Source organism: Eilatimonas milleporae (assembly GCF_003688555.1).
In the GTDB taxonomy this organism is placed as follows: Bacteria; Pseudomonadota; Alphaproteobacteria; order Sphingomonadales; family Kordiimonadaceae; genus Eilatimonas; species Eilatimonas milleporae.
Window position 1 is genome coordinate 143319 of sequence record NZ_REFR01000009.1, and the last position, 25072, is coordinate 168390.

At 59.3% G+C, this 25072-nt stretch carries 21 protein-coding genes; 4 read left to right on the forward strand and 17 right to left on the reverse strand.

What is annotated here, in order from left to right:
• Positions 1-4: 4 nt before the first annotated feature.
• The 5 genes from BXY39_RS01555 to BXY39_RS01575 form a co-directional block, all read right to left on the reverse strand.
• Complete coding sequence (locus tag BXY39_RS01555) at positions 5-2017, reverse strand: serine/threonine-protein kinase (protein ID WP_147453425.1); 2013 nt, start codon at positions 2015-2017, stop codon at positions 5-7.
• Between the two features lie 378 nt (positions 2018-2395).
• A complete protein-coding gene (locus tag BXY39_RS01560; protein ID WP_121937078.1) occupies positions 2396-3688 on the reverse strand; it encodes an adenylosuccinate synthase in 1293 nt (430 codons plus the stop codon).
• 62 nt (positions 3689-3750) lie between these two features.
• Positions 3751-4926 (reverse strand): ATP phosphoribosyltransferase regulatory subunit, encoded by a 1176-nt coding sequence (locus tag BXY39_RS01565; RefSeq protein WP_121937079.1) that lies wholly within the window; start codon positions 4924-4926, stop codon positions 3751-3753.
• 39 nt (positions 4927-4965) lie between these two features.
• Positions 4966-6543 carry a phosphoglycerate dehydrogenase gene (serA, locus tag BXY39_RS01570; protein WP_121937687.1) on the reverse strand — a complete coding sequence of 526 codons (1578 nt, stop codon included), beginning with the start codon at positions 6541-6543 and terminating at the stop codon, positions 4966-4968.
• A 99-nt stretch (positions 6544-6642) separates the two neighbouring features.
• Positions 6643-7821 carry a phosphoserine transaminase gene (locus BXY39_RS01575; RefSeq protein WP_121937080.1) on the reverse strand — a complete coding sequence of 393 codons (1179 nt, stop codon included), beginning with the start codon at positions 7819-7821 and terminating at the stop codon, positions 6643-6645.
• Between the two features lie 393 nt (positions 7822-8214).
• On the opposite strand from BXY39_RS01575, the gene BXY39_RS01580 reads away from it, so the two are divergent.
• Entirely contained in the window at positions 8215-9465 is a 1251-nt protein-coding gene (locus BXY39_RS01580; protein ID WP_147453426.1) for a beta-barrel domain-containing protein, read from the forward strand.
• Positions 9462-11657, forward strand: coding sequence for a peptidase domain-containing ABC transporter (locus tag BXY39_RS01585; RefSeq protein ID WP_121937082.1), 2196 nt, complete (start codon positions 9462-9464; stop codon positions 11655-11657). The genes BXY39_RS01580 and BXY39_RS01585 overlap by 4 nt, the downstream gene beginning before the upstream one ends.
• 56 nt (positions 11658-11713) lie before the next feature.
• On the opposite strand, the gene BXY39_RS01590 is transcribed toward BXY39_RS01585, so the two are convergent.
• The 6 genes from BXY39_RS01590 to BXY39_RS01615 all read right to left on the reverse strand — a co-directional run bounded on the left by BXY39_RS01590 (position 11714) and on the right by BXY39_RS01615 (position 16063).
• Positions 11714-12763, reverse strand: a complete 1050-nt coding sequence (locus tag BXY39_RS01590) for an MvdC/MvdD family ATP grasp protein (RefSeq protein WP_121937083.1) — start codon at positions 12761-12763, stop codon at positions 11714-11716.
• Between the two features lie 107 nt (positions 12764-12870).
• A complete protein-coding gene (locus BXY39_RS01595; protein WP_121937084.1) occupies positions 12871-13107 on the reverse strand; it encodes a hypothetical protein in 237 nt (78 codons plus the stop codon).
• 229 nt (positions 13108-13336) lie between these two features.
• Positions 13337-13642: a hypothetical protein gene (locus tag BXY39_RS01600; RefSeq protein WP_147453427.1), complete on the reverse strand. Its 306-nt coding sequence runs from the start codon at positions 13640-13642 to the stop codon at positions 13337-13339.
• Between the two features lie 86 nt (positions 13643-13728).
• Complete coding sequence (locus tag BXY39_RS01605) at positions 13729-14958, reverse strand: JmjC domain-containing protein (protein ID WP_121937086.1); 1230 nt, start codon at positions 14956-14958, stop codon at positions 13729-13731.
• A 2-nt stretch (positions 14959-14960) separates the two neighbouring features.
• The gene (locus BXY39_RS01610) at positions 14961-15152 is read right to left on the reverse strand and encodes a hypothetical protein (RefSeq protein WP_121937087.1); all 192 of its coding nucleotides are present in this window, start codon (positions 15150-15152) and stop codon (positions 14961-14963) included.
• Positions 15153-15166: 14 nt separating this feature from the next.
• Positions 15167-16063, reverse strand: a complete 897-nt coding sequence (locus tag BXY39_RS01615) for a prolyl hydroxylase family protein (protein WP_147453428.1) — start codon at positions 16061-16063, stop codon at positions 15167-15169.
• Between the two features lie 197 nt (positions 16064-16260).
• Between BXY39_RS01615 and BXY39_RS01620 the strand changes: the two genes are divergently transcribed.
• Together BXY39_RS01620 and BXY39_RS01625 are read left to right on the forward strand one after the other, a co-directional pair.
• A complete protein-coding gene (locus BXY39_RS01620; RefSeq protein ID WP_170163542.1) occupies positions 16261-16824 on the forward strand; it encodes an EF-hand domain-containing protein in 564 nt (187 codons plus the stop codon).
• Positions 16825-16947: 123 nt separating this feature from the next.
• Entirely contained in the window at positions 16948-17331 is a 384-nt protein-coding gene (locus BXY39_RS01625) for a VOC family protein (RefSeq protein ID WP_121937090.1), read from the forward strand.
• 90 nt (positions 17332-17421) lie between these two features.
• On the opposite strand, the gene BXY39_RS01630 is transcribed toward BXY39_RS01625, so the two are convergent.
• The 6 genes from BXY39_RS01630 to ftsH all read right to left on the reverse strand — a co-directional run bounded on the left by BXY39_RS01630 (position 17422) and on the right by ftsH (position 24791).
• On the reverse strand, positions 17422-18597 hold the full coding sequence (locus BXY39_RS01630; RefSeq protein WP_121937091.1) for a serine hydrolase domain-containing protein: 1176 nt from the start codon (positions 18595-18597) through the stop codon (positions 17422-17424).
• 31 nt (positions 18598-18628) lie between these two features.
• Positions 18629-19417 (reverse strand): alpha/beta fold hydrolase, encoded by a 789-nt coding sequence (locus BXY39_RS01635; protein ID WP_121937092.1) that lies wholly within the window; start codon positions 19415-19417, stop codon positions 18629-18631.
• Entirely contained in the window at positions 19417-20256 is an 840-nt protein-coding gene (gene thiD, locus BXY39_RS01640; protein ID WP_121937093.1) for a bifunctional hydroxymethylpyrimidine kinase/phosphomethylpyrimidine kinase, read from the reverse strand. Before thiD ends, BXY39_RS01635 begins: the two co-directional genes overlap by 1 nt.
• A complete protein-coding gene (glmM, locus tag BXY39_RS01645; protein WP_121937094.1) occupies positions 20253-21599 on the reverse strand; it encodes a phosphoglucosamine mutase in 1347 nt (448 codons plus the stop codon). Before glmM ends, thiD begins: the two co-directional genes overlap by 4 nt.
• Positions 21600-21671: 72 nt before the next feature.
• Positions 21672-22844, reverse strand: a complete 1173-nt coding sequence (gene folP, locus BXY39_RS01650) for a dihydropteroate synthase (protein ID WP_245998941.1) — start codon at positions 22842-22844, stop codon at positions 21672-21674.
• 36 nt (positions 22845-22880) lie between these two features.
• Complete coding sequence (gene ftsH, locus BXY39_RS01655; protein WP_281269990.1) at positions 22881-24791, reverse strand: ATP-dependent zinc metalloprotease FtsH; 1911 nt, start codon at positions 24789-24791, stop codon at positions 22881-22883.
• Between the last annotated feature and the right edge of the window lie 281 nt (positions 24792-25072).

The window sequence follows — 25072 nt, forward strand, 5'->3', positions numbered from 1 at the left end:
CGGCCTAGAAAATCTGACTGGCTGACACCAGCAGGAAGGTGGCGAATGCCACCACCCTTGCCGCGCGATATCCCTTCTGTTGGGCTTCAGGGTCCTGCGGAGTGACCTTGCGCATCAGGCGTCCCCGTTCACGGTCCAGACGCATGATGGTGGTCCGGGCGACACCGAATTGCCGCTCGTCCTCAAGCTGGATTCTCTCCAGATTGATCTCGCTGACCAGTCGCGAAATATCGCCGCCTTTTTTCGCCTTATCCAGAAGGGATTGGACCTTTTCCCGGCGCGCACGGTCTTTCAGTCCCTTGACCGCAGGCGCCAAGCCGTCAACCACCGCTTCCGTAAGACGCGGCAGGGGCCCCAGTTGCAGACTTTGCTGTAACTGACCGAAGAAATCCGCAGTCATAACCGCAAAACGCCCTCTGTCATTCTGGGCGGAGGCAAGCTTGTAGAACACACCGTCAAGATCCTGACCGTGCGCGGCGCAAAAAGCGGCGACATGACGGTCCAGGAGCACAGTCATAACCTTTACGTCGGCACCCAGGATTTCCATCGTCTTGGTAAACTGCTTGTTGGAGGCGACCCAGAAGCGTTCAAAACGCTGGGACAGGCAGGGCAAGGCGGGGTTCATTTCGTACAGCACACGCTCCATCCCGCGCCCCAGATTCTTGCTGCGGATAAAATCGAACATGCGTTTCATATCGTTGGCATGCTTGATCAGAACCGGGTTCCTGTCTCCAACCACTTCGGCCAGACTGGACAGAAATTTACCGTCCAGGATTTCGGAAATCGCGGAAATGACATCGCGGTCATCACGGGCAAAGGCATCGGCCAGCATGGCAGGCAGACCGTCGATAAAAAAGGACAGGCCCCGGTATCTTATGGGGCCGACAGGATGAAGAAACAGGCAAACCCGCGTCACCATGCGGTTGTCATCGGCCTGGGATGTGGAATACGCCCCCTCGGCCGGCCGCACGCCGAGCATGGACTCGGTGCGTTCGGTCAGCACCTCGTCCCTGAGGGCCGTCTGCGCCCAAACGGGAAAGTCGAGGGAGCGCAGGAAATGCGCCGCCTCCACCGGGTCCTGCCCGAAGGCATCGGCCAGAAGCCGCCGGTCCACATAGGCAACGCCCTTGAAATTGGTGGGCCGGCTCATGGTCCAGGCTTTCAAGCTGGTCCGCTTGGGCTTCTGCAATCCTTCGTACCAGTCAAGGATTTCCTGTGCACCCCACCGCTCTTCAAAGGCATCGGCCATCAACCCCTTGACAAGACTGCCAAGGGCGCCGGGCACATCGCGACCCCCGCTCATCGCCCAGTAAGACCCCTGATTGACCCGGGCCATCAGAAAACTGTCGCGCTGCCGCCCGGTCCATAAGGGTTGCCCGAAATACAGACACATCAGTGTCGCACCCAGTTGGAAATAGTCGGTGGACGCACCGCCACCACCCCGGCCCGTTTCCGTTGTAAACGCGCCCTCAAGCGGTTCCAGCGCCATGGGCTGCCGGAAACCGGGCGGCATGGTGACGCACTCGCCGAGCAGAACCTCGTCACTGTCGGGTGCGGTAAAGAAAATCCGCGACGGCTGGATAAAACGGTGTGTAATTCCCCGCTTATGCAGGCCCGCCAGGGCCTTGAGCAGTGACAGAACGATACTTTGCCGCAAACGGGTCGAATTGACGCGATTGTTCAGCTTGCCGTTCGCATCCAGCAGAACGCCGCCCGTGGGGCGCTGGAAAACGGTAACAAGGCGCTGCCTCCCGGCACCGACGGTAATCTGTGCCAGACCACGGTCCGCAGGGCAGATCAGATTGGGCAGAGGACTGGCCCGCAGGCTTTTATAGACCTCGTTGCGTACAGCGACAGTGGGTTCCTGGACAACGCAATACAGCGACCGTCCCGGCTGATCCGAATCCTTCACGGAATAAGCCGTGCCGCCCGGAGTGTCAAACTCAGGCAGAGGCTTGTCGGTTTCCACCTTGTACCGATCTGAAAAAGCGGTACGGCCCAAGGTATTCGTATCCACAGATGTATTCACAAGCTCCGTTCCCGAGCACCAACAATCCAAATGTGAGGCAAAATCAGTGCCACAGTTGAGTGCGCCACTCGAACCAAAACTACTATCGTATAAATTTTATATATCTCTCAGAATATATAAACAGTCTGAATGAAAAGCAGGAAATATGCAAATCCGGTCAAATTGAATCGATTTTAATCGAATTGATTTTGACCTGTTGCCCTAAAAGCACGCACCACTGCCCGTATGTGTCATTTAGACATACCACAGGCATGGATATTTCCCGCACAGACCAATGGAAAATGCGGGGACAGACTTTATCCCCGCAGCAACACGGTTCATCCCGCGTACAGTTTTCAGACGTAAATACCGGAATCCCGGTTTCGGTTAGTTTTGGAACGGGTCCTTGACCAGGATAGTGTCTTCCCGTTCCGGTGACGTGGACAGCATCGCCACGGGCACACCGATCAGTTCTTCGATCCGGCGAATGTATTTCACCGCCGTGGCCGGCAGATCCGCCCAGCTGCGCGCGCCGAAGGTGCTGTCTTTCCAGCCTTCCAGGCTTTCATATACGGGTTTGACGGCGGCCTGGGCTTCCATGCCGTAGGGCAGGTGGTGCAGTTTCTTGCCGTCCAGTTCATAGCCGACACAAACCTGAATTTCCTCCAGCCCGTCCAGCACGTCCAGCTTGGTCAGCGCGATGCCGTCGACACCCGCGACTGTCAGGCTTTGCCGTACCAGTACCGCGTCAAACCAGCCACAACGACGTGACCGGCCGGTCACGGTCCCGAATTCATGACCGCGTTCGCCAAGATGACGGCCGATATCATTGTCCTGCTCACTGGGAAACGGCCCGGCGCCGACCCGCGTGGTATAGGCCTTGGTAATACCGAGCACATAGTCAAGCGCGCGCGGTCCGGTGCCGGCCCCGCCCGCCGCCTGACCGGCAATCGTATTGGACGAGGTGACAAAGGGATAGGTACCGTGATCCACGTCGAGAAGAATGCCCTGAGCCCCTTCGAACAGGATACGGCTTCCTGTCCGCGCGGCCGCGTCAAGGGTGTGCCATACATTGGTGACAAAAGGCAAAATCTCATCGGCCACCGCCATCAGATCGTCGGCAATGCGCTTGCCGTCGATCTCGCCGTGTCCCAGACCGCGCCTGAGGGCATTGTGATGGGTCAGCGCCACATCAAGGCGGGCTTCGACCAGATCGCGTGACGTCAGATCGCACAGACGCAGGGCCCGCCGGCCGACCTTATCCTCGTAAGCCGGGCCAATGCCGCGCCGGGTGGTGCCGATTTTCACGCCCTTGCCCGCATCCTCGCGCAAGGCGTCGAGCTCGCGGTGATACGGCAGGATCAATGTGGCATTCGCCGCGACCTGCAATGTGTCGGGCGTGATCGTCACCCCTTGCCCGCGCAACGTGGCGATTTCCTTGATCAGGGCCCAGGGGTCCACCACGACACCATTGCCGATGATGCTGGTTTTGCCGCCGCGCACAATACCGGATGGCAGCAAGGAAAGCTTGTAGGTGGTGCCGTCAATAACCAGTGTATGCCCCGCATTGTGACCGCCCTGAAAGCGCACCACAACATCGGCCCGTTCCGACAGCCAGTCGACGATCTTGCCTTTGCCTTCGTCGCCCCACTGCGAACCCACGACCACCACATTGGCCATATTCCGTTCCCTTCATCAATCCTGGTTGTTCCGCGCGGACCGGATATGCGGTCGCGACCGGCTCAGAGTGCCCGAACGGTGCCATCCCGCCAGATATGCGAACATCCAAGCCGACGCGCCTCTTGCCCCGGCTCGGATACTTCTGTCAATCCCGCGACGGTGCGATGGCCGTCTTCGCGCAAGGCGGCGCCGATATCGGTGCCCGTGCCGAAAGGCAGAAAAATCTTTTCCGCCCGGTCCGCCGGCCGGACACTGGCCATCAAGCTGTCCAGATACACGGAAAATCCCGTGCTTTCCTCAAAACCGTCATCCCCGCCATCGATCAGATAGCGCCCGCCACGCGCCAGTTCTCCTTGCGCGCTGGCCGAGAACAGGGCAAAGCCGATGCCGGATTTATATTCAAATCCATGGGTTTCGCAGGGGTCGACCGTCAGCCGGACATCGTCGAGACGACGGTCAAGAGCATCGATCAACCGGCCCAGGCGGGCAACCAGCTGGCCGGCCGCACCGCTCAGGGCCAGTTCCCGCAATTGCGGGAGGACCGTATCCGCCGGCCCCGTACAGCCGATCAGCCGGGTGAACATATCGCGGCTGTGTTCCGGCACCACGGACAGACCGCCCACATCCTTTGCATCCAGGGCCTTTATCAGCGACAGACGGTCTTCCGCGTCCAGATCCAGCCGGTCCACCAGAAGACCAACAAGCGGCGCCAGCGTCAGATCGAGACTGAGACCGGCAATCCCCACTTTTTTCAGGGACGCCACGGCGAGAGCGATCACCTCGACCTCGGCCTCAAGACTGGCGCTGCCGATCAGTTCGACACCGGCCTGGATAAATTGCCGGGTGGGGCGCACCTGGCTGCCCTTTGTCCGCAGAACATTGCCGGCATAGGCCAGGCGCAAGGGACGCGGAGCGGATTTCAGCCGGGTGGCCGCCAGACGCGACATCTGTCCGGTGATATCCCCGCGCAGCGCCATGGGACGCTGTGTATCCGGGTCCATCAGGCGGAACATGGTGGCCGCGCGCACCGCTCCGGGACCGAACAGAATGCTGTCCTCATATTCCACCAGGGGCGGCGCGACACGGTCATACCCGTAGGCAAGGAAGGTTTCCATCAGGGCCGAGACCAGCCGGCCTTCCTGTTCGGCACGTGGTGCCAACTGGTCCCGGAAGCCTTCCGGCAGCAAGGCCCGGCGGGCATAGTGACCCGCCGCATTCTTTGCCATGGACTTGATCATTCGGTGGCCCCTTCGCCCCTGACGGTCATACCCAGCCTTCTAGAAAGACAGGCGTTTTACCTGGCGTACATGGGCGAGCGCAGCGACCTGGTCAAGCACAATATCCCTGAGGGCATCGTCAACGGCCACAAGGGCCACGGCTTCCTCGCCCTCTTCCCGGCGGCCAAGGGCAAAGGTGGCGATGTTGACGCCATTCTGACCGAGAAGCGAGCCCAGCGCCCCGATAAAGCCGGGTTTGTCGTCATTGACCACATACAGCATGTGCGGCGCCAGTTCGGCCTCGAGCCTGACACCGTTCACTTCCACGAGGCGCGGCGCCTGATTGGAAAACAGCGTGCCGGATACCGTGCGCGTGCGCTTTTCCGTTTCCACCGTCAGACGGATCAGAGTGTGATAGTCACCCTCGCGGTCATGGCTGACTTCGGTCAGGTCGATATTGCGTTCCTTGGCGATAACCGGTGCATTGACCATATTGACACTGTCCATCAACGGGCTGAGCAGACCGCACAATATGGCCGCCGTCAGCGGTTTCGTGTTCAACCCGGCGACATGGCCCTCATATTCCACGACAACGCGCTTCAGGCCGGTTTCCGTCAACTGTCCGGCAAAGCTGCCGATTTCGTCGGCCAGTGCCATATAGGGTTTCAGCCTGGGGGCTTCCTCCGCGCTCAAAGACGGCATGTTCAGGGCGTTCATCACCCCGCCGGTCAACAGAAAATCGGCCATTTGCTCAGCCACCTGACGGGCCACATTGACCTGCGCCTCGGTGGTGGCGGCGCCCAGATGCGGTGTACAGATGACGCGCTCATGTCCGAAAAGCGGATTGGCGGTGGCCGGTTCCTCGGCAAACACATCCAGGGCCGCGCCGGCAACCTTGCCGCCGTCAAGGGCCTCCAGAAGCGCGGCCTCATCCACCAGACCGCCGCGCGCGCAGTTGACGATACGCACACCGTCCTTCATCCGTGCAAAGGCCTGTTTGCCGATCAGTCCGCGCGTCTGGTCGGTCAACGGTGTATGCAGGGTAATGAAATCGGCACGGGACAGCAGTTCGTCCAGATCCACCTTGGTCACGCCAAGGTCGGCGGCCCGTTCGACGGACAGATAGGGATCATAGGCCAGGACCTTCATGCGCAGACCGAGCGCACGCTCGGCCACGATGGACCCGATATTGCCGCAGCCGATCAGACCCAGCGTCTTGCCTGTCAGTTCAACCCCCATGAATTTGGACTTTTCCCATTTTCCTTCATGGGTCGAGGCGTTGGCCTGGGGAATCTGGCGCGCCAGCGCCATCAGCATGGCCAGTGCATGTTCGGCCGTGGTGATGGAATTGCCGAAGGGGGTGTTCATCACCACCACGCCGGAATTGGTCGCAGCGGCCACATCGATATTGTCGACACCAATACCGGCGCGGCCGATGACCTTCAGGTTTTTCGCCGCATCCAGAATTTTCGGCGTGACCTTGGTGGACGACCGCACCGCCAGCCCGTCATATTTGGCGATGATGGCGGCCAGCTCGTCCTTGTCCAGGCCGGGTTTGTAGTCCACATCCAGCCCGCGTTCCTTGAACACCTGTTCGGCAAGCGGGCTCATTTTGTCGGAAATCAGCACTTTGGGCATGATCATATCCTTTGCAAATCTGTCTGCATGATGGAGGCCATCCCGTGCCGGACACACGCCGTCCGCCGTCGCACGGAATGCCGAAATTCTTTCAGCGGGTCAGGCCGACGCCTTGACGGTCGCGAATGCCCAGTCCAGCCACGGCATAAGGCGGGCCATATCCTCAACCTCGACCGTACCGCCGGCCCAGAGCCGGAGACCCGGCGGGGCATCGCGGTAAGCACCGATGTCATAGGCCACACCCTCGGCGTCCAGAAGACTGGCAAGGGTCTTGGCTTCCGCCGCCTGTTCTTCCGCGCTCAGCCCGGTGAACCACGGATCAACGATTTTCAGACAGACGGACGTGGTGGACCGGGTTTCCGGCGCGCGGGCCAGAAAATCAACCCAGTCGGTGCGGTCGGCCCATTCGTCAATAACGGCGAAATTGGCTTCCGACCGCCTGATCATGCCCGTCAGGCCGCCCTCCTCCTCAGCCCACAAAAGGGCGTCGATATAGTCTTCCACACACAGCATGGAAGGGGTGTTGATGGTCGCGCCCTCGAAAATGCCCTCGATCAGCCGGCCGCCCTTGGTCAGACGGAAGATTTTCGGCAGCGGCCAGGGGGGCACATGGCTTTCCAGACGGTCCACGGCACGCGGTGACAGGACCAGGACGCCATGAGCGGCCTCCCCGCCCAGCACTTTCTGCCAGCTGTATGTGACCACATCCAGCTTGTCCCACGGCAGGTCCATGGCGAAGGCAGCCGAAGTGGCGTCGCAGATGGTCAGGCCGGCGCGGTCGTCCGCAATCCAGTCGCCGTCGGGCACGCGGACGCCCGATGTGGTGCCGTTCCAGGTAAAGACGATATCGCGGTCGGCATCAACCGCGTCCAAATCCGGCAGGGTTCCGTAATCGGCCTCGAACAGTCGCACGTCGTCCAGCTTCAACTGCTTGACCACGTCGCTCACCCAGCCCTTGCCGAAGCTTTCCCAGGCCAGCATGTCGACACCACGGGCCCCCAGCAGGGACCACAGGGCCATTTCCACGGCACCGGTATCGGAGGCAGGCACGATACCGATCCGATACCCGTCGGGCACGCCGAGGATCTCGCGCGTTTTGTCGGTGGCGAATTTCAGCTTGGCCTTGCCGGGCCGGGATCGGTGTGATCGGCCAAGGGCCGCATTTTTCAGCGCCGTCTCCGCCGTCCACCCCGGACGTTTGGCACAGGGCCCGGACGAAAATTCCGGACGCAGGGGTTTAACACCCGGCTTGGCGGGTGTTTCGGTCTTCGTCGTCATATGTCTATCCTTCCAGATAGTTGCGCTGCGTTGGGGCAGCGTGTCCCGATGAAATGCCGACCTTGCAGACGGCTGCGTCCCGGTGGGGGGACGTACCCGTGGCTGACGCTACAGGAAGCTCGGGCCATGTCAACGGGATTTCCCGGAAAATCGGATGGGCCGGACCATCGGATGGGCGGAAAATCAGGCGGGACTGTTTTGACGACTGTAACAAAGGCTGTGCGCCTTTGCGGGACGGCCCTTTTTAAGCACGATCATACCGGACAGCGCCTGACGGCACACCCCCATAGGTTTTTACAGCTTACGTCATAGTTTATACCTATGCCGTGATCCACTATCATCTTATAGTGGCAAATATCACGCCCAATCATTGATTTATGAAATCCACTGATCTTGACGGAAAACATGTTTCGCAGCGAAGCCATTGAAGCCCAAAAACAAAAACTGCACGGCGACGTATTTCTGACGCAGCCCCTGCCCTTTTCCCTGATCACCCTGGCCGTGGCCGGGATTGTTTTTCTCGTCTTTTTCCTGCTTCTGAGCGGGTCTTACGCCCGCAGCGAACACGTCACGGGGCATCTGGTGCCGTCGAAAGGGCTGGTCAAACTACAGGCCAGCCAGTTCGGCACCCTGGCCGGCCTGCATATCCGCGAAGGCGATTTTGTCACCACGGGCCAGGCATTGGCGTCCATTCTGATTTCGCAAAATACGCCCGATGGCGACTCACCGACGCAAAAGGCGCTCGACGCCATTTTCCGGCAGAAAACCACGCTGCAAACCCAGATGACACTGGAACAGAACCAGTTGGAGACGGAAACCGCCCGGCTGGCGTCCGAAAGGGCCGAGGCGGCGCTGCGCATTGCCTCGCTGGACCGGCAAATTCAGCTTCAGGAACAGATCACGGCATCGGCTGAAAGTGCCTACATGGATGTGCAGGAGCTGCTGGAACGCGGCTATATCAGCAAGATCGAGTCCGAGCGGCGGCGCCAGACATGGCTGTCGCAGCAAAATCAGGAACAGCTGAAACAACAGGAACGGGCCGAAGCCCAGGCCAATCTGGACCGGCTGAACATCCGCCTTGAACAACTGCCCAATGAAAGCAGGCAGCGGCTGGCGCGTCTCAGGTCCCAGCAATCGGAACTGGATGCCAAACAGGCGGAACTGGAAGGCCGCCGTGCCTATGCCGTGACCTCGCCGGTGGACGGCAAGGTCGTCTCCATATCAAGCGCCGGCGTAGGCCGGTCGGTGGCCGCGGGACAACCTCTATTGACCATTCTGCCACGGGACAGCCATCTGGAGGCGGAGCTTTTCATTCCCAGCAGAGCCGCCGGCTTTGTCGAGGAAGGGCAAGAAGTCAGACTGCTGTATGATGCGTTTCCGTATCAGCGCTTCGGCTCCTTTCCCGCGACGATCACACAGGTTACCGAAAGCATCCTGTCGCCGGAGGAAGTGCTGGCGCCCTTCGCGGTGACGCAGCCGGTATACCGGGTCAAGGCCGCGATCGGAACGGACAGCATCGACATCAACAGCCGCAGGATCGCATTGCAAAGCGGCATGACCCTTCAGGCCAATATCATTCTGGAACGGCGCTCGTTCCTTGACTGGCTTCTCGATCCCTTGCGCGCCGTCGGAGACAGATCATGAGCATGTCGCCCCTGAATCTGTCCGGCCGGAACCGGCTGCCCATTATTCGTCAGAACGAAGCGGCGGAATGCGGCCTCGCGTGTCTGGCCATGGTCGCGACCTATTACGGCTTGAAAACCGACCTCGCCACCCTGCGCCGCAGATATGCCGCCAGCCTTCAGGGCATGACACTCAAGAACGTTATTGACGTCGCCGGCCGGATGGATTTCACATCGCGCCCCATCAAGGTGCCGCTGGACATGATCGCCCAGGTAAAACTGCCGGCCATCCTGCACTGGGACATGAACCATTTCGTGGTGTTGAAGTCGGTCTCGCGGGGCAAACTTGTGGTGCATGACCCGGCTTTTGGCGAGCGGGTCTTCAACCGGGACGAATTTTCGCAACATTTTACCGGCATCGCGCTGGAACTGACGCCGGCGGAAACCTTCGAAAAACGCGATGAAAGGGTGACACTGCGCCTCAGCGACCTGTGGGGCCGGATGTTCGGGCTGAAACGCAATCTGGTGCAGGTGTTTATCTTGTCGGTCATCCTGCAGCTTTTCGTGCTGACCAGCCCGTTCTATCTGCAGATCGCGGTGGATGAGGTTCTGTCCAAGTTCGACACCGATCTCCTTCTGGTCATCGCGCTCGGCTTTGCCGGTTTCACGCTGATCAACTTCATCACCGAGGCCCTGCGGGGATATGTGCTCCTGTATTTCGGCAGCATGATGTCCTATCAGATGGTCGGCAATCTGTTCCGGCATCTGATCAAGCTGCCGGTCGATTTTTTCGAAAAACGCCATATCGGCGATATCATCTCGCGGTTCGGCTCGATGGAACCCATCAAGGGCATGCTGACCGAAGGTCTGATCGCCAGCCTGATCGACGGTATCATGGCGGTGACCACCCTGATCCTGATGTTTGTTTACAGTCCGCTTCTGGCGATGATTTCGCTCGGGGCCTGGCTGATCTATTTCTGCCTGCGCATGATACTGTACCGGCCTTTCCGCACGGCGGAGGAAGACGCCATCGTCAGCCGCGCCAAGGAAAATTCCACCTTCATCGAGACCGTGCGCGGCATCACCAGTCTGAAATTGTTCGGCGCCGAAAGGCAGCGCGAAGCCGTCTGGCAGAATCGCTACGGCGACGTGATCAACATGAACGCCCGGGCGGAAAAGCTGAAAATCTGGTTCGAAAGCGCAAATGCCGGTATTTTCGGCCTTGAGCATATCATCCTGATTTATGTGGCCGCGAAAATGGTCATGGCCGGCGATTTCACCGTGGGCATGATTTTCGCCTTCATGGCTTATAAGCAGAATTTCACCGACAAGGCATCGGCCCTTGTTGAAAAAGCCATCGACTTCCGCATGCTGAACCTGCATCTGGAACGCATCGCCGACATCGCCCATGCCGAACAGGAAGATCAGGGCACGGACCTGCCGGATCATATGGATACAAAGCCCCTGGACGGCCGGATGACATTGCGGGATATCCGCTACCGCTATGCGGACAATACCCCCTTTGTCCTGAAAGGCGTCAGCCTGGACATCCGGGCTGGCGAGTCCGTCGCCATCATCGGTCCGTCCGGGTGCGGCAAGACCACGCTGCTGAAAATCATGACGGGACTGTTCCGGCCGACGGACGGCGAAATCCTGCTGGACGGCGTACCGCTTGGCGATTACGGCCTGGGCCAGTATCGCCGGCAGATCGGTGTGGTGATGCAGGAAGACGAGCTGTTCTCGGGCTCACTCGCGGAAAATATCGCCTTTTTCGACCCGGAAACGGATATGGCCCGTGTGGTGGCGGCGGCCAAGGCGGCCATGATTCACGATGAAATCATGGCCATACCGATGAAATACGAAAGCCTGGTCGGCGACATGGGCACCACCCTGTCCGGTGGACAGAAACAGCGCATCATGCTGGCCCGCGCCCTGTACCGTCAGCCGAAAATCCTGTTCATGGACGAAGGCACCGCCCATCTGGATGTGGCGACGGAGCGCACGGTCAACGACTCTGTCGCCAGCCTTGGCATCACGCGGATCATCATCGCCCACAGACCCGATACAATCCGCATGGCGGGCCGCGTCATGGAAATGCAGGACGGCTGCCTGAAGGAAATGGATTTCGCCGACCTTGCCCATATCGGCACCGGCCAGCCGGATAAAACAGCCGGTAAAAACACGCTTCCGGTTGATGAGCCGGAAGCTGTGTAAAGGCAACGGGAAGAAACCGGACACATCAGCCGACGCGCCCGGCGAACACCCGGGTCTTACGCCACGGTCGCAACGGTGTCGACCGCACCCGTCCCGATTTTGCGGCTGAGTTTTTGTTCCACGATCACCGCGAAATGATCGCATACATCCTGCAGGGTGCCCGTGGCAGCCGCCGCATACCACTGTCCCTCCGGATTGCATTCAAGAAAGACATGGCGACCGTCAGACGTTTCAATCGTGTCAAAGGCGGCATATTCAAGGTCGCTCCGCTCAAGAAACTCGCGCACGGCCTCGCCGAGCCCCTGCGGTGGATCAACGGCCACGAATTGAGCGCCGTACAGGCTGACCCCGCGATATTCCCCGCCGAAAAGCACACGCTCATCAGGCAGATAGCGGTCTTCGACCCTGGTCCGGTACCGGTATGAAAAAATCCGGTCACGGAAGCCGAAGGTCCGGTATTCGACCCCCTCGGCGATACGCTCCTGAAAGAATTGCGGGCAGTGGGAAAACTCGCCGTCATCGGCCTGGCTGATCGTATCGGCGTCAACGGGCATGGTGGGCAGGTTGATATATGTGTCTATACTGCCTGCCTGCGCCGGGACGGACCGTGCCTGGATGGGCTTGGCCACAGAGCGGGGATAGGCCCGGATAAAATCCCGGGCGTGCTGCTCGCCAACAAAATATGCGGTGTTCGGGATGGAAAAGCCCGCCTTTGCCGCCAGCGGAAACTGAAACATCTTGCAATCGGCCCTGCGGGCATGACGCGGCTGATAAATCTGTTCCCCTTCATAATGATATGCGAGTTCCGACAGAAATCCGGCCCATTCATTTCTTTTGATATATTCATCCGCCACCTCGGGGCCGGCCTGTCCGAGCAGCGTTCCTATCTTGATGCGCGTCCAGACCAGTGCCGGACGGCCCAGCGCCCTTCCATCGACGGACAGACTGCTGCGGCCGTTTTCCTCCACTGAAAAGCGGACGTCCCGGACGGTATCCGCGTCCAGAAACACATATGGCACATTCCGCTTTTTCAGGCAGTCAAGCACGCCGACCATCTGACCATCGGCAGACGCGCCAAGGACAAGCACATAAGAAGAATCAGACATTTCAGATTGCTTTCAACGTGTGTCTTAGAATCACAAAAAGAAGCCGGACAGCGCATGGTCGCTCCGCGACACGCCGCCCGGCAATCGATATGGAAAGTCCGCCCAAGTCAGGGCCCGACAATAGTATCGGAAATTGTTTGAGTGGTATCATTGTGGGACGGGTCCAGTCCGCCTCCGCTGCTCGGGTCCCACTCGGGGCTCAGGTCAAAACCGTTGGTGTTCGTTCCCCCGGCGATCTGGTCGAGTTCCACCTCGGACATTTCGGAAATAATCTCCTCACGCCGGTGGCGCGCCTTGGCAGTGGTCGTGATGCAGCTGGACCGCAGGATGAAAGGCTTAGGCATTATTTTCTCCCATATTTTTGAAAGAGAGAAAATACAACTTTTAAAATTAAACCACAACAAAAAACACCCAAAAGATGCATTATATAGAATACATGCATCAATCATACGCAAGAATTTTTTGAAAAAAGAATCTATACAAAACTTTACTCCAAAGGAATTACAATTAAATTTATTATAGATTTTATAAAACCAAAAAGGGAAGCCTTAAAAAGACTTCCCTTTTACTGTATTATGAAATCCCGGCATCAAAACCTGGGTGTGTGCTGACGGGATCGGAATTGGATGTGCTGTGATCACCGCCACTGCCCGGATCCCATTCGGGACTGATATCAAAACCATTGGTGCCACCGGCGATCTGGTCAAGTTCCACCTCGGACATTTCGGAAATAATTTCCTCACGCCGCTGATGTGCCTTGGCATCGCCCACAATCGTACTGGAGCGCAGAATGAAAGGTTTGGGCATAGTTTCCTCCTTGATCATGATCGGACAAGAAATACTACCATGGGATTCATTATCACCATTCACCTCTCCCAAAAAGGGATTTCCTTTTGTATGAGGGAAGAAAAAACACACCATCGACACCAAGATAATTTGGCAAAGGCTCCGGGGCACCGGTCAGCTTAATCCGGGCTGGCATCATGGCTTGGACCAATCACCCCTTCGCCGATCAGTTCCGTCCAGAAACTTATCGTTTCAGGACGCCCAACGGCATCGCCGACAGCCGTCAACACATCGGACAGGGTGAATTTCGGCCTGGACAGTATGAAATCAAGAATTGGTCGTGCTTCAACGGCGAAAACCCACTGGCGTTTGCCAAATTCCAGACAAACGCCGTCCTCGATCTGTTTCAGCCGGGAGGGGAAGAGCGAAAGGCATTCAAAATTCCGACCGTCATTTTCGACCACCCCGGCCTCATTCAGCAATGGCAGCGAATGCCGCTGTTTGGGCGGTAAAGTGGCCAGATGATTTTCCATGAACTCCCGCAGAGCACCTTGGCTGATCACGTCATCGATGAAAGCCGTCAGCTTTTCACGCAAGTCACTCTCATCACAGTGCAGTTGAAGGCCGGTGGCATCGCGCCCAAAATCCTGGCGCACCCAGTCCAGTTCGGCGGCCCTGGATGACAGAAAATACAGAAAATCTATTGGCCTGCGATTGGTGAAACCCACGGTGATATGCACCGAACCCTTGCCGGTTGACGCCGCATGATGCCACCACCCGCGTGGAATATAGAGAACATCGCCCTTTTTCAGCAGGCCCGACCAGTACGGTTTGATTGACGCCACATCCAGATCATAAACAAGATCCTCTTTCAGCGGAAACTCGCGAGTCTGTTCAAAGACCGCCCATTCCTTTTCCCCCTCCGTCTGGATGATGAAGACATCGTGATTGTCCCAGTGCGTGGCGAAACACTTATCCTGCTGGTAAGAGGCATAAATGTTAAGTCCGACATATTCCCCGAGCGCGGCGGTAAATGCCTCGGCAAGGGGCCGGGCCCGCAAGTCGGAATTCTGCACCTGGGTTACGACAAGGGAATATCCTTCCCTGAATGCGCGTGAAACCGCCGCCGGGGAAATACGGCTAAGCCCTTCGACCAGGGTACGGTCGACAAAACGATGTTTGGGCAGGCGGTTGCCGTCCTTGACCAGGTCCACGGCATCGGAACGCTCGCCACTGGCTTCGAGCAGGCGGTTCACACCGTTCCAGTCATAAACCAGGGCGGAAGGATTTGCCGCACGGGGAAAGTATGCGGGTCGACGGCCCCGTATCCCGCGGTTAAAAGCCGCAAGATCAATTCGGATGAAGCCATCCAGTTGGGTGTTTTCCAGCACTCTTTGGGTGTCCGGCATTCTTATTTATCCTTGCTTGCGTTTTTCCAGCCAAAATAGTCAGCCACTGCATCGGGATGCCACGCCAGAAGCTTGTCGGCATTGCTGCGGACCAGACGGTCCACCCGGCCGAAGACAAAGCCCTTGGCCCTTACCCAACCGGTCGGTGCGAAATCGGGACACCGGTGCCGGGACGGTTCATCGGATACGCTCATCGTCTTTGTCTCCCTCAAACAGGCCATGGCTCGTAAAACCACATCACCCAGATCCATTTCTCGCCTGCGCGCACCGGCGCGCCCCCATGCAGGGCACTCGGGTCAAGCACGCCCTCATCCGTGAAATTCCGGAAAATCACCCCCGCGCCGGCACGGGGTGTGATCTTCAGCCTTGCCTTGGGGAAAATGGTTTCGCCGCCGTCAAAACCGTCGTTCAGATAGCCGATAAAGGAATACGTCCGCCGGAGGCCGGGGCGTAAATCCGTGGACCGCGGGGCTTCGTCATAATGCGGTTTAAAGTGATCGCCGGGCCCATAGCGGATAACGGCGACGGTTTTGGTCAGATGCAGGGAACATCCGGTTTGACGGGCAATGGTTTCCGCGATGAAACGATACACCAGATCACCGGCGGACAGCGCCCAGATCGCTTCTTCTGATTGCCGTACCTCGGTCTGCCGGTCATCCGTCGGATCGCGGCCGCGTACGGTTGAAGGCTGTAGCAAGGGCCGTGACGTCATCTCGATATATGCAATCATAAGAGGTGAAAATATCCCATCAAACACCCTTAGGGACGGCTCTGATTTAGCGATCAACGGTTTCGGTATTTCAGCGGGGTCATGCTTTAAAATAAGGCCTTTTAAAACCTCCCAGTCAATATCGTTTTCACCGTCATTGAAACCTGAAAACTCCCCGTATTCCTCCATGAAATCGAGAATATACGAGGATATTTCGTCTCCTTCCGAAGCGGAAGTTTCCAAAACATTTCTTGTCAAATCAGGAATTTCTTGATTTTCAGGATGACTTAAAAGCGAAACAATCGCCAGCTGCCGCATGGAAATACAACAACCATCTTCCGCTGCCTTACAGCGAGTGGCTACCTCTTCCTGATAAGACAAGGTATGATGCGACAAGACAAAACCACTTTTAAAAGAAAAAATATTTTGATTCCAACCATAGCATGTGCCTTGGATTTCACAAGCGCTTGCGCATGTCAAAGGCCGACTCGGAGCATGAACCGGAAAATATCCATGGGATGAAAGGGGTTTCACCGGTCACGCCGTACCAAGGCGAAAGACGATGCCGTCGTAATGAACCGGGACCCACTGCCATGAGCGCTTCCATATCCGACACCGCCGCCAGTACCATGCCGGCTTCCATATTGCTGATCCTGATTGTTTCGATGACCATCACGGCCTGCGCCGGGAAACCGGACAGACCCGGTTTCGCCGGAAACGGGGCCGGCAGAATGCCGCCTGAACGGATCGATGCGATACGGGAAACCATGCTGGCGCGTTTCGATGCGGACGGGGACGGTGCCATGACCTGTGCCGATGTGACCACGGCCCGCTCGGAACTGTTCGTCAAACTGGATACGAACGGGGATGACAGCCTGTCGCCGAAAGAATACGGTGCCGTCAGTTTCGAGGACCGGTCCTTCCGCTTCTTCGAATGGAATACGGTGGACAGTGACCGTTCCGGTAGCATCAGCCTGGCCGAGTTCAAGGCCGTACCGGCAAGCCGGTTTTCCAACATCGACACGGATGACAACTGCATCGTGACAACGGAAGAAATCGTCGCCTTTGCCCGCGAACAGATGGCGGGGGGCAATCCCACCGGCGGACAAAGGCCGGGCGGACCCGGTGGGCGCCGCCCCCGCAATGTGGGTGTCTGAGCGGACCGCCCTCTTTGAAAGGACGTCGCCGATCCCGTGACTTTGGGGCATGGCAGACCGGCACACACTGATAAGGTATCCTCGCATCGCAACAGCCTGAAACTCTTGGAGCGAAGACAGCCGATGCAGCGTGCCATGACCAATATTCTCAGCAGTGATATCGGTATCAGCGCCCGGTTTTACCGGCGACTTCTGGGCATGGCGGATCATTACACGTCCGACTGGTTCATCATCCTGACCCACCCGGATATGCCGGGACTGGAGTTCGGTATTCTACAGGCGGACCATGAGATCGTGCCGGAAGCCGTGCGGGCAAAACCGTCCGGCGTCATGCTGACCTTTGTGGTTGAGGACTGCGATGCCGTTTTCAGCAGGGCCAGAACCATGGATGCAGACATCGTGGAAGAACCGCGAGACCTGTTTTACGGCCAGCGCCGGTTGCTGCTGCGAGACCCGGACGGCACACTGATAGATATCAGCGCCCCAATCGCGCCCAAGACGGCCTGACAGCGACAACCGGAAACCGCGTTACCCGGCGCCCTGTGGAACAACAGCTCACAGGCATATGTGCCTGCATGCGCCTAAAACATAGGGGGTTCAGCGTCCCTGCGCCGTCCTGATTTCAAACAGGTCGGCCCAGAAATGGGTGGCCAGTTCGTTGATGACGCGGCTTTCCGCATTGATCAGGATGGCAAGGCCGATATCGTGCTCGCGCGAATAGGCAAGGCTGGCACGAAACCCCTCAATCCCGCCGCCATGGTGGACAAGCATTTCGTCGCCGAACCGGTAAAGACGCCAGCCGACGCCGTAATGGGCCTCGGTCAGATAGTCGCGCCAGTAGCGGCGATACAGCTCGCGCCGGGTGCGGGTCTGCGGTGTGGTGAGCGTGTCAATCACATCCGGACTGAGGACATCGGCACGATACCCCATCTGGGCGATCAGCCATTTGGCCAGGTCGGTGATGCTGGCATTGACGCCGGCGGCCGGCGCCACGCGGTAATAATTTTTCGACGCGCGCACGGGCCGCCAGGTCTTGCCGCGACGGATATGGGGACTGGCATGATTGTCCGTGTCGAGAAAAGCGTCATAGCCGATAGAGGCATCGTCCATGCCAAGCGGGGCGAATAAACGGTCCCGCACCAAGGCGTCATAGCTTTGCCCCGTGGATTTTTCGATCACCGGCTCGATCAGGCTGAAGACGATATTCTGATAACCATAGCAACGTCCGGGACGGCAGAGGGGCTTAACGCTGCGGAACTTGGGTATGATCTTGTCAACCGACTGTCCCGCTTCGAGCAGATTGTCATAGGCATTGGGTACCAGCCCCGTGGAATGGCTGAGCGCGTGCCGCACCGTCAGCCGCCCGGCCCCTGCAGGGTCCTTCAGGCGGAAATCGGGGACATAGCGGACAAGCGGGTCTTCCCAGGTAAAGCGGTCCTCCGCCACCAGCATGGCGGTCAGCGTCCCGGCAAAGGTTTTGGATACGGACGCGATGGGAAAAACCGTGTCCGCATTGACAGGCGCCCCCTTCAGTGCGTCACGGGTCCCGAATGTGGCGATATGGACGATGCGCCCGCCGGCCACAACGGCAAACGCCCCGCCGGGCAACGGAGCGCTGTTCAGCCGGTCGGAAAAATAGCGGTCATAGCGTTGGACATAAGATTCAAGAGGCTCAGCGGAAACACCGGCCTGTCCGGCGGAAAAGCCCAGTCCGACAGCAAAACAAAGCGCAAGGCCGGCCAAATAACCCACAGTTTCCAACAAACGTTCCATCACCCGGATACCATGCCTGCAAAATATTGATTTAAGGTGAATCCAGAAATTTAACGATCTGCCTTATCGTCATGTCGGGTTTCTCCGCATGAAACCAATGCCCCGCCTGTTCGATTGTGCGGACACTTGCCTTTGGAAACAAGGCTAAAATTCTGTCCCGATGTTCGGGCCCAACATAATCGGACACCCCGCCGCGCAGAAACAGCGCCGGTCCGGCAAAGGGCATGCCGTCATCATTGCCGGCGGCAATGGCACCGTAATCCCGCACCAGCACCGGCAGGTTCAACCGCCACCCCCACAGACCGTCCTCCGCACGGCGCCAATTGGTCAAAAGAAAACCGCGTACGGCATCGGTTTCAACATAGGCTTTCAGAATATCGTCAGCGCCCTTGCGACTGTCGGGCGCGGCGGCGGCCACCTTTTCCATACCGCGCAGGATATCAGTGTGGTGAGAGGGATAGGTAACCGGAGCAATGTCGCCGACAATCAGCCGATGTACACGGTCCCCGTGGTCCAGCGCCAATTGCATGGCCACCTTACCGCCCATGGAATGGCCGAACAGATCGACACGATCCAGACCCAGCCGGTCCATTAATGCGATCACATCGTCCGCCATGACACCATATCCCATGGCATCCACATGAGGGCTGCGCCCATGGTTCCGCAGATCAGCGGCGATCACCCGCCGGTCACCCGACAGACCGCGCACCAGTGCACCCAGATTGTCTGCAGATCCGAACAGGCCGTGCAGCAGTATCAGCGGCACCGCGTCCCTGACAGCGCCCGTATCATTGCTATCGCGGTAAAACAGGTCCGTCATTATGCCACCTCTGCCCGCTCATGGCCGAGAGGCCCGTGCCCTGCCCCAAACCCCGGCGCGTTTTCAATAGCACTGCGGACAAAGGCATGGGCCAGGCGGCAGGCCTCCGGCAAAGGCAGCCCCGCTGCCAGGCCGGTTGCGGCAGCGCTTGATAATGTGCATCCCGTACCATGGGTATGGCGTGTCTCGATGCGCGGTCCCGTCAGACGCATGCAGCTGTCGGGCGTGACCAGAATATCGGTCAGCACGGTCTCCCGACCGTGCCCGCCTTTGATCAGGGCAGCACCGGCACCGGCGGCTATCAGGGCCTGTCCGGCCTGTTCCATGGCCGCCTTGGTATCCATGCCCAGCCCGGTCAGCACCGTGGCTTCCGGCAGGTTGGGTGTGACCAGACTGGCACGTGGCAACAGACGGGTTTTCAGGGCATCCACCGCATCGTCTGCCAGCAGGCGGTCCCCGCTGGTGGCCACCATGACCGGGTCCAAAACCACGGGTCCGGTATAACCGGCGGCGTCCAGGCTGTCCGCCACCGCCGTGATGATATCGGCATTGGCCAGCATGCCGATTTTCACGGCGTCCGCACCGATATCATCGAGAACGGCGGAAATCTGACCGCGCACGATGTCTTCCGGCACCAGATGAACGCCGCTGACGCCGGTCGTATTTTGTACCGTCAGTGCCACGATCGCCGCAGCCGCATAGTGTCCCAGACGGGTAACCGTCTTGATGTCGGCCTGAATACCGGCGCCGCCGGATGGATCGGACCCGGCAATGATCAGCACACGCCCGGGACCATCCGGCGACCGGGTCCCGCTGTCCTCCCCCTTTATTGCGGTCATCGGGTCGCGGCCTCGATTTCCCGGCAGATATCGTCGACAAGCCGGGTGATCTGCGCGTCATTGTCGCCTTCGGCCATGACACGGATCAGCGGCTCGGTTCCCGATTTCCGGATGACCAGACGGCCGCTGTCGCCGATTTCAGCCTCTGCCGCCCGGATGGACCGGGCCACGCCGTCCGCGGACAATGGATCGCCACCACTGTAACGGACATTTTTCAGAAGCTGGGGCACGGCTGTAAACTGGGCGCAAACCTCGGACGCCGGACGGCCGGCACGCTGCATTTCCGTCATCACCTGCAAGGCAGCCACCAGACCGTCACCCGTTGTTGTGAAATCGGACAACACGATGTGACCGGACTGTTCACCGCCCACATTGAACCCGCCCCGGCGCATGCGTTCAACCACATAGCGGTCACCGACGCGGGTCCGTTCCAGTGTCAGACCGTCACCGGACAGCACCCGTTCCAGTCCCAGATTGGACATGACGGTGGTCACCAGGCCGCCGCCCTTCAACCGCCCGTCGCGGGCCCAGGTCCGGGCGATCAACGCCATGATCTGATCGCCATCGACAATACGCCCGGTTTCATCGCACAGGATCAGACGGTCGGCATCCCCGTCAAGTGCGATACCCAGATCGGCGCCCTCTGCCCGTACGCGCGTGCACATCGCCTCCGGCGCGGTGGACCCGCAGGCGTCATTGATGTTGAAGCCATCGGGCGCCACACCGACCGGCACCACCTCGGCCCCCAATTCCCAAAGAACGGTGGGGGCCACCTTGTATGCGGCACCGTGAGCGCAGTCCACGACCACTTTCAGCCCGTCAAACGTGACACCGGCGGGCACCGTCGCCTTGGCGAATTCCACATAGCGGCCGCGCGCATCTTCCAGCCTCGTGGCCTTGCCCAGAGCGTCCGGCGCCGCCAGATGATCGTCGCCCGCCGCGTCGATCAGGTCTTCGATGGCATGTTCCTGAGCGTCGGACAGTTTATATCCGTCAGGTCCGAAAAATTTCAGACCGTTGTCATAATGCGGATTGTGACTGGCGGAAATCATGACGCCAAGGTCGGCCCGCAAGGATTTGACCAGCATGGCCACCGCCGGTGTCGGCATGGGCCCGACCATGATCACATCCATGCCGGCAGCGGTGAACCCCGCGGCCAGTGCCGGTTCATACATATATCCGGAGCGGCGCGTATCCTTGCCGATGACCACGCGGTGGACGTGGTCCCCGCGGATGAAATGGCGTCCGGCTGCCAGCCCGACATGCAATGCCGCATACGGTGTCATCGCGCCCTGATTGACCCGGCCGCGTATTCCGTCGGTGCCGAAATAGCGTCGTTCCATACGTCTGATACTCCATTAACCGGATGGATTGGCGCACGCTTTTTCCAGCGCCGCCATAAAATGTGGCGGAGTTTAACGCCCGGGTCGCCACGCGTCCATGCCGGCCATATCCATCTGTGCACCATCGGCAAGTGCCTGCGCAAGGCTGAGAGCCTGACGGGTTTCAGCGACGTCGTGAACACGGACAATCTGCACCCCGGCCAGCGCCGCCGCCTGTGCCGCCGCCAACGATCCCGCCAGCCGGTCGCCCGCCTCGTCGACACCGGTGAGGGCACCGATAAAGCGCTTGCGCGACGCCCCCACAAGCAATGGGCAGCCCAGACTGTGGAACAGCGCCGCACCGGCCAACAGGGCCACATTGTCCCGCACCACCCGCTTGCCGAACCCAAGTCCAGGATCAAGGATCAGCCGGCTCCGCTCGATTCCGGCGGCTTCAACGCGGCGGACATGGGTGTCCAGCGCGTCGAACACATCGAGCAGCACATCGTCATAGGCCGGCGCATCCTGCATATCGGCGGGGGTACCCTTGGCATGCATCAGGACCACAGGGGCATCGCTGCCGGCGGCAACGGCCAGACTGTCCGGGTCATGGGTCAGGGCCGACACATCATTCAGGATATGAACGCCGGCCGTCAGCGCCTGACGCATCACCTCGGCATGGCGGGTATCGACGCTGACAGTCAGACCGTCGGCCACCAGTCGCGCAATCACGGGAATGACACGTGCGGCTTCCTCGCCTTCCCATACCGGTGTGGCGCCGGGCCGCGTGGATTCACCGCCGACATCGATGATATCGGCTCCAGCGGCCGCCATGGCACGGGCGTGAGCCACGGCTCTGTCCACATCGACGAATTTGCCGCCATCGGAAAAGCTGTCGGGTGTGACGTTCAGCACGCCCATGATACGGGCACGCGTGAAGGGCATACTGACGGCGTCGCCCCGGTCGTTTGCGGTATCGAATACGAGCGGTGGACGCGCCGCCGTCATCCGGGCCAACTGGGCATCAAAGACTGGCCCAAGGCCGGACGGCAGCGTTTCGCGGAACGCCCGCAAATCGTCATAGGGCACAAGGGTATCCGTCAACCGTGAGCCGGGCGCCGACATATCGCGGACAACCGCACGCACGGCCAGGGCGCGCAGGGCGGCGCCCGCGACGGGCAATCCCTTACCTCCATAAAGAAAACCGGCGGGCTGAAGATAAATCCTCAGCCCGCCGGCATCCTGTATATTCGTGTCGTCCGTCATCGACATGTCATCCGCGACACACGACGCCCGCAGGCATCAGCCTTCGGGCTGGGGTTCACCATGATCAAGTCCCGCGCTGGGCACCGCGCTTGTCGGGGCGGCGGATTGCGGCGGACGCGCGGACGGTCCGGGGCCTTCATCCTTGCGGATATCCTCGCCCTTCAACAAGGCCTTGATCTCGTCACCGCTCAGAGTTTCATATTCCAAGAGGGCCACGGCCAGGGTGTGCAGATCGTCCAGATGGTCCTTCAGAATCTGCATGGCCCGATCATGCGCGCCGCCGACAAAGGTCTTGATCTCGGAATCGATCAGATTGGCGGTGTCCTCGGACACATTCTGCTGGCGTGCCACGGAATGGCCGAGGAAAACCTCTTCCTCGTTGGCGGAATATTGCAGCGGGCCCAGCTTGTCCGACATGCCCCACTGTGTGACCATGTTTCGGGCCAGATTGGTGGCGTACTGGATATCGCTGGCCGCGCCGCTTGTCACCGCCTCATGACCGAAGATCAGTTCTTCGGCCGCGCGGCCGCCCATGGCAATGGCCAGATTGTCATGCATCTTCTCGCGGCTTTGGGAATATTCGTCCCGCTCCGGCAGGCGCATCACCATGCCAAGCGCGCGGCCGCGCGGAATGATGGTCGCCTTGTGGATGGGGTCGGACGACTTGCAGTGCAGCGAGACCAGCGCGTGGCCCCCTTCGTGATAGGCGGTCAGCTTTTTCTCGTCCTCCGTCATCACCATGGTGCGACGCTCGGTGCCCATCATCACCTTGTCCTTGGCGTCCTCGAATTCTGCCATGGAGACGAGCTTTTTACCGCGCCGGGCCGCCATCAACGCCGCCTCATTGACCAGATTGGCCAGATCAGCGCCGGAAAAACCGGGTGTGCCGCGGGCAATGGTGTTGGCGTCCACATTGGGTGCCATGGGAATCTTGCGCATGTGCACGGCAAGAATTTTCTCGCGGCCTTTAATATCGGGATTGGGCACAACGACCTGACGGTCGAACCGTCCCGGACGCAGCAGAGCCGGGTCGAGAACGTCGGGGCGGTTGGTGGCGGCAATAATGATGATGCCTTCGTTCGCCTCGAATCCGTCCATTTCGACCAGCAACTGGTTCAATGTCTGTTCGCGTTCGTCATTGCCGCCGCCCAGGCCCGCGCCGCGGTGCCGGCCAACCGCGTCAATCTCGTCGATAAAGATGATGCAGGGGGCATTTTTCTTGGCCTGTTCGAACATATCGCGGACACGGCTGGCGCCGACACCGACAAACATTTCGACAAAATCGGAGCCGGAAATGGTGAAGAAGGGCACATTGGCCTCGCCGGCAATGGCGCGGGCCAGCAGTGTCTTACCGGTCCCCGGCGGTCCGACGAGCAGCGCGCCCTTGGGGATTTTGCCGCCCAGGCGCTGGAATTTTTGCGGATCCTTCAGGAAATCGACGATTTCCTCCAGTTCCTCCTTGGCTTCCTCGATACCGGCCACATCCTCGAAGGTGACGCGACCCTGCTTTTCCGTCAGCAGGCGTGCACGTGACTTGCCGAAGCCCATGGCGCCGCCGCCGCCGCCCCGGCCCTGCATCTGCCGCATGAAGAAAATCCAGATCGCGATGATCAGCAGGAAAGGCAACCAGGACAAAAGCATGCCGACGAAGATGCCGCTGTCTTCCTTCTTGACCTCCATGATCACATTGTTGGCGGTCAGGCGATCAACCAGTTTGTTGTCGTAGGGCATGACCGAGCGGAAGCGTTCGCCGCTGGTATATTCGCCGGTCAGGTCCTGGCCCTCGATCTCAACCCGTGCGACCCGGTTCTGCTCCACCGCTTCAAGGAACTGGCTGTAGGCGATTTCGGGCACCTGGGCATTGTTGCCCTGGAACAGGTTGAAGAGCGCCAGAAGCAGGAGGATAATCAACCCCCATACCAGCGCATTTCGCATAAGTCCGTTCACGATCGTTACCTTTTCTGTTGGGAAGGCGGCGTTGCCCCGCCCGTCCTGTCAAGGTTGTGACTGTCACGTCCCGTGCGCCGGGACGGTTTGCCGATGCCGCATATACCATGTACGCATGCCATGGACATGCGGATACAAAAAAAGCACGCTCCCACATCCCGGTGGGGTGAGAGCCGGCATCCGGCGCACGTCCTTCCTGCTAGACATAAGGTGCCCGGCCGTGCTTGCAAGAACAATTGACCGTGAGCGCCCCGTTTTTCCGTGAAAACGTAAACGCTCGG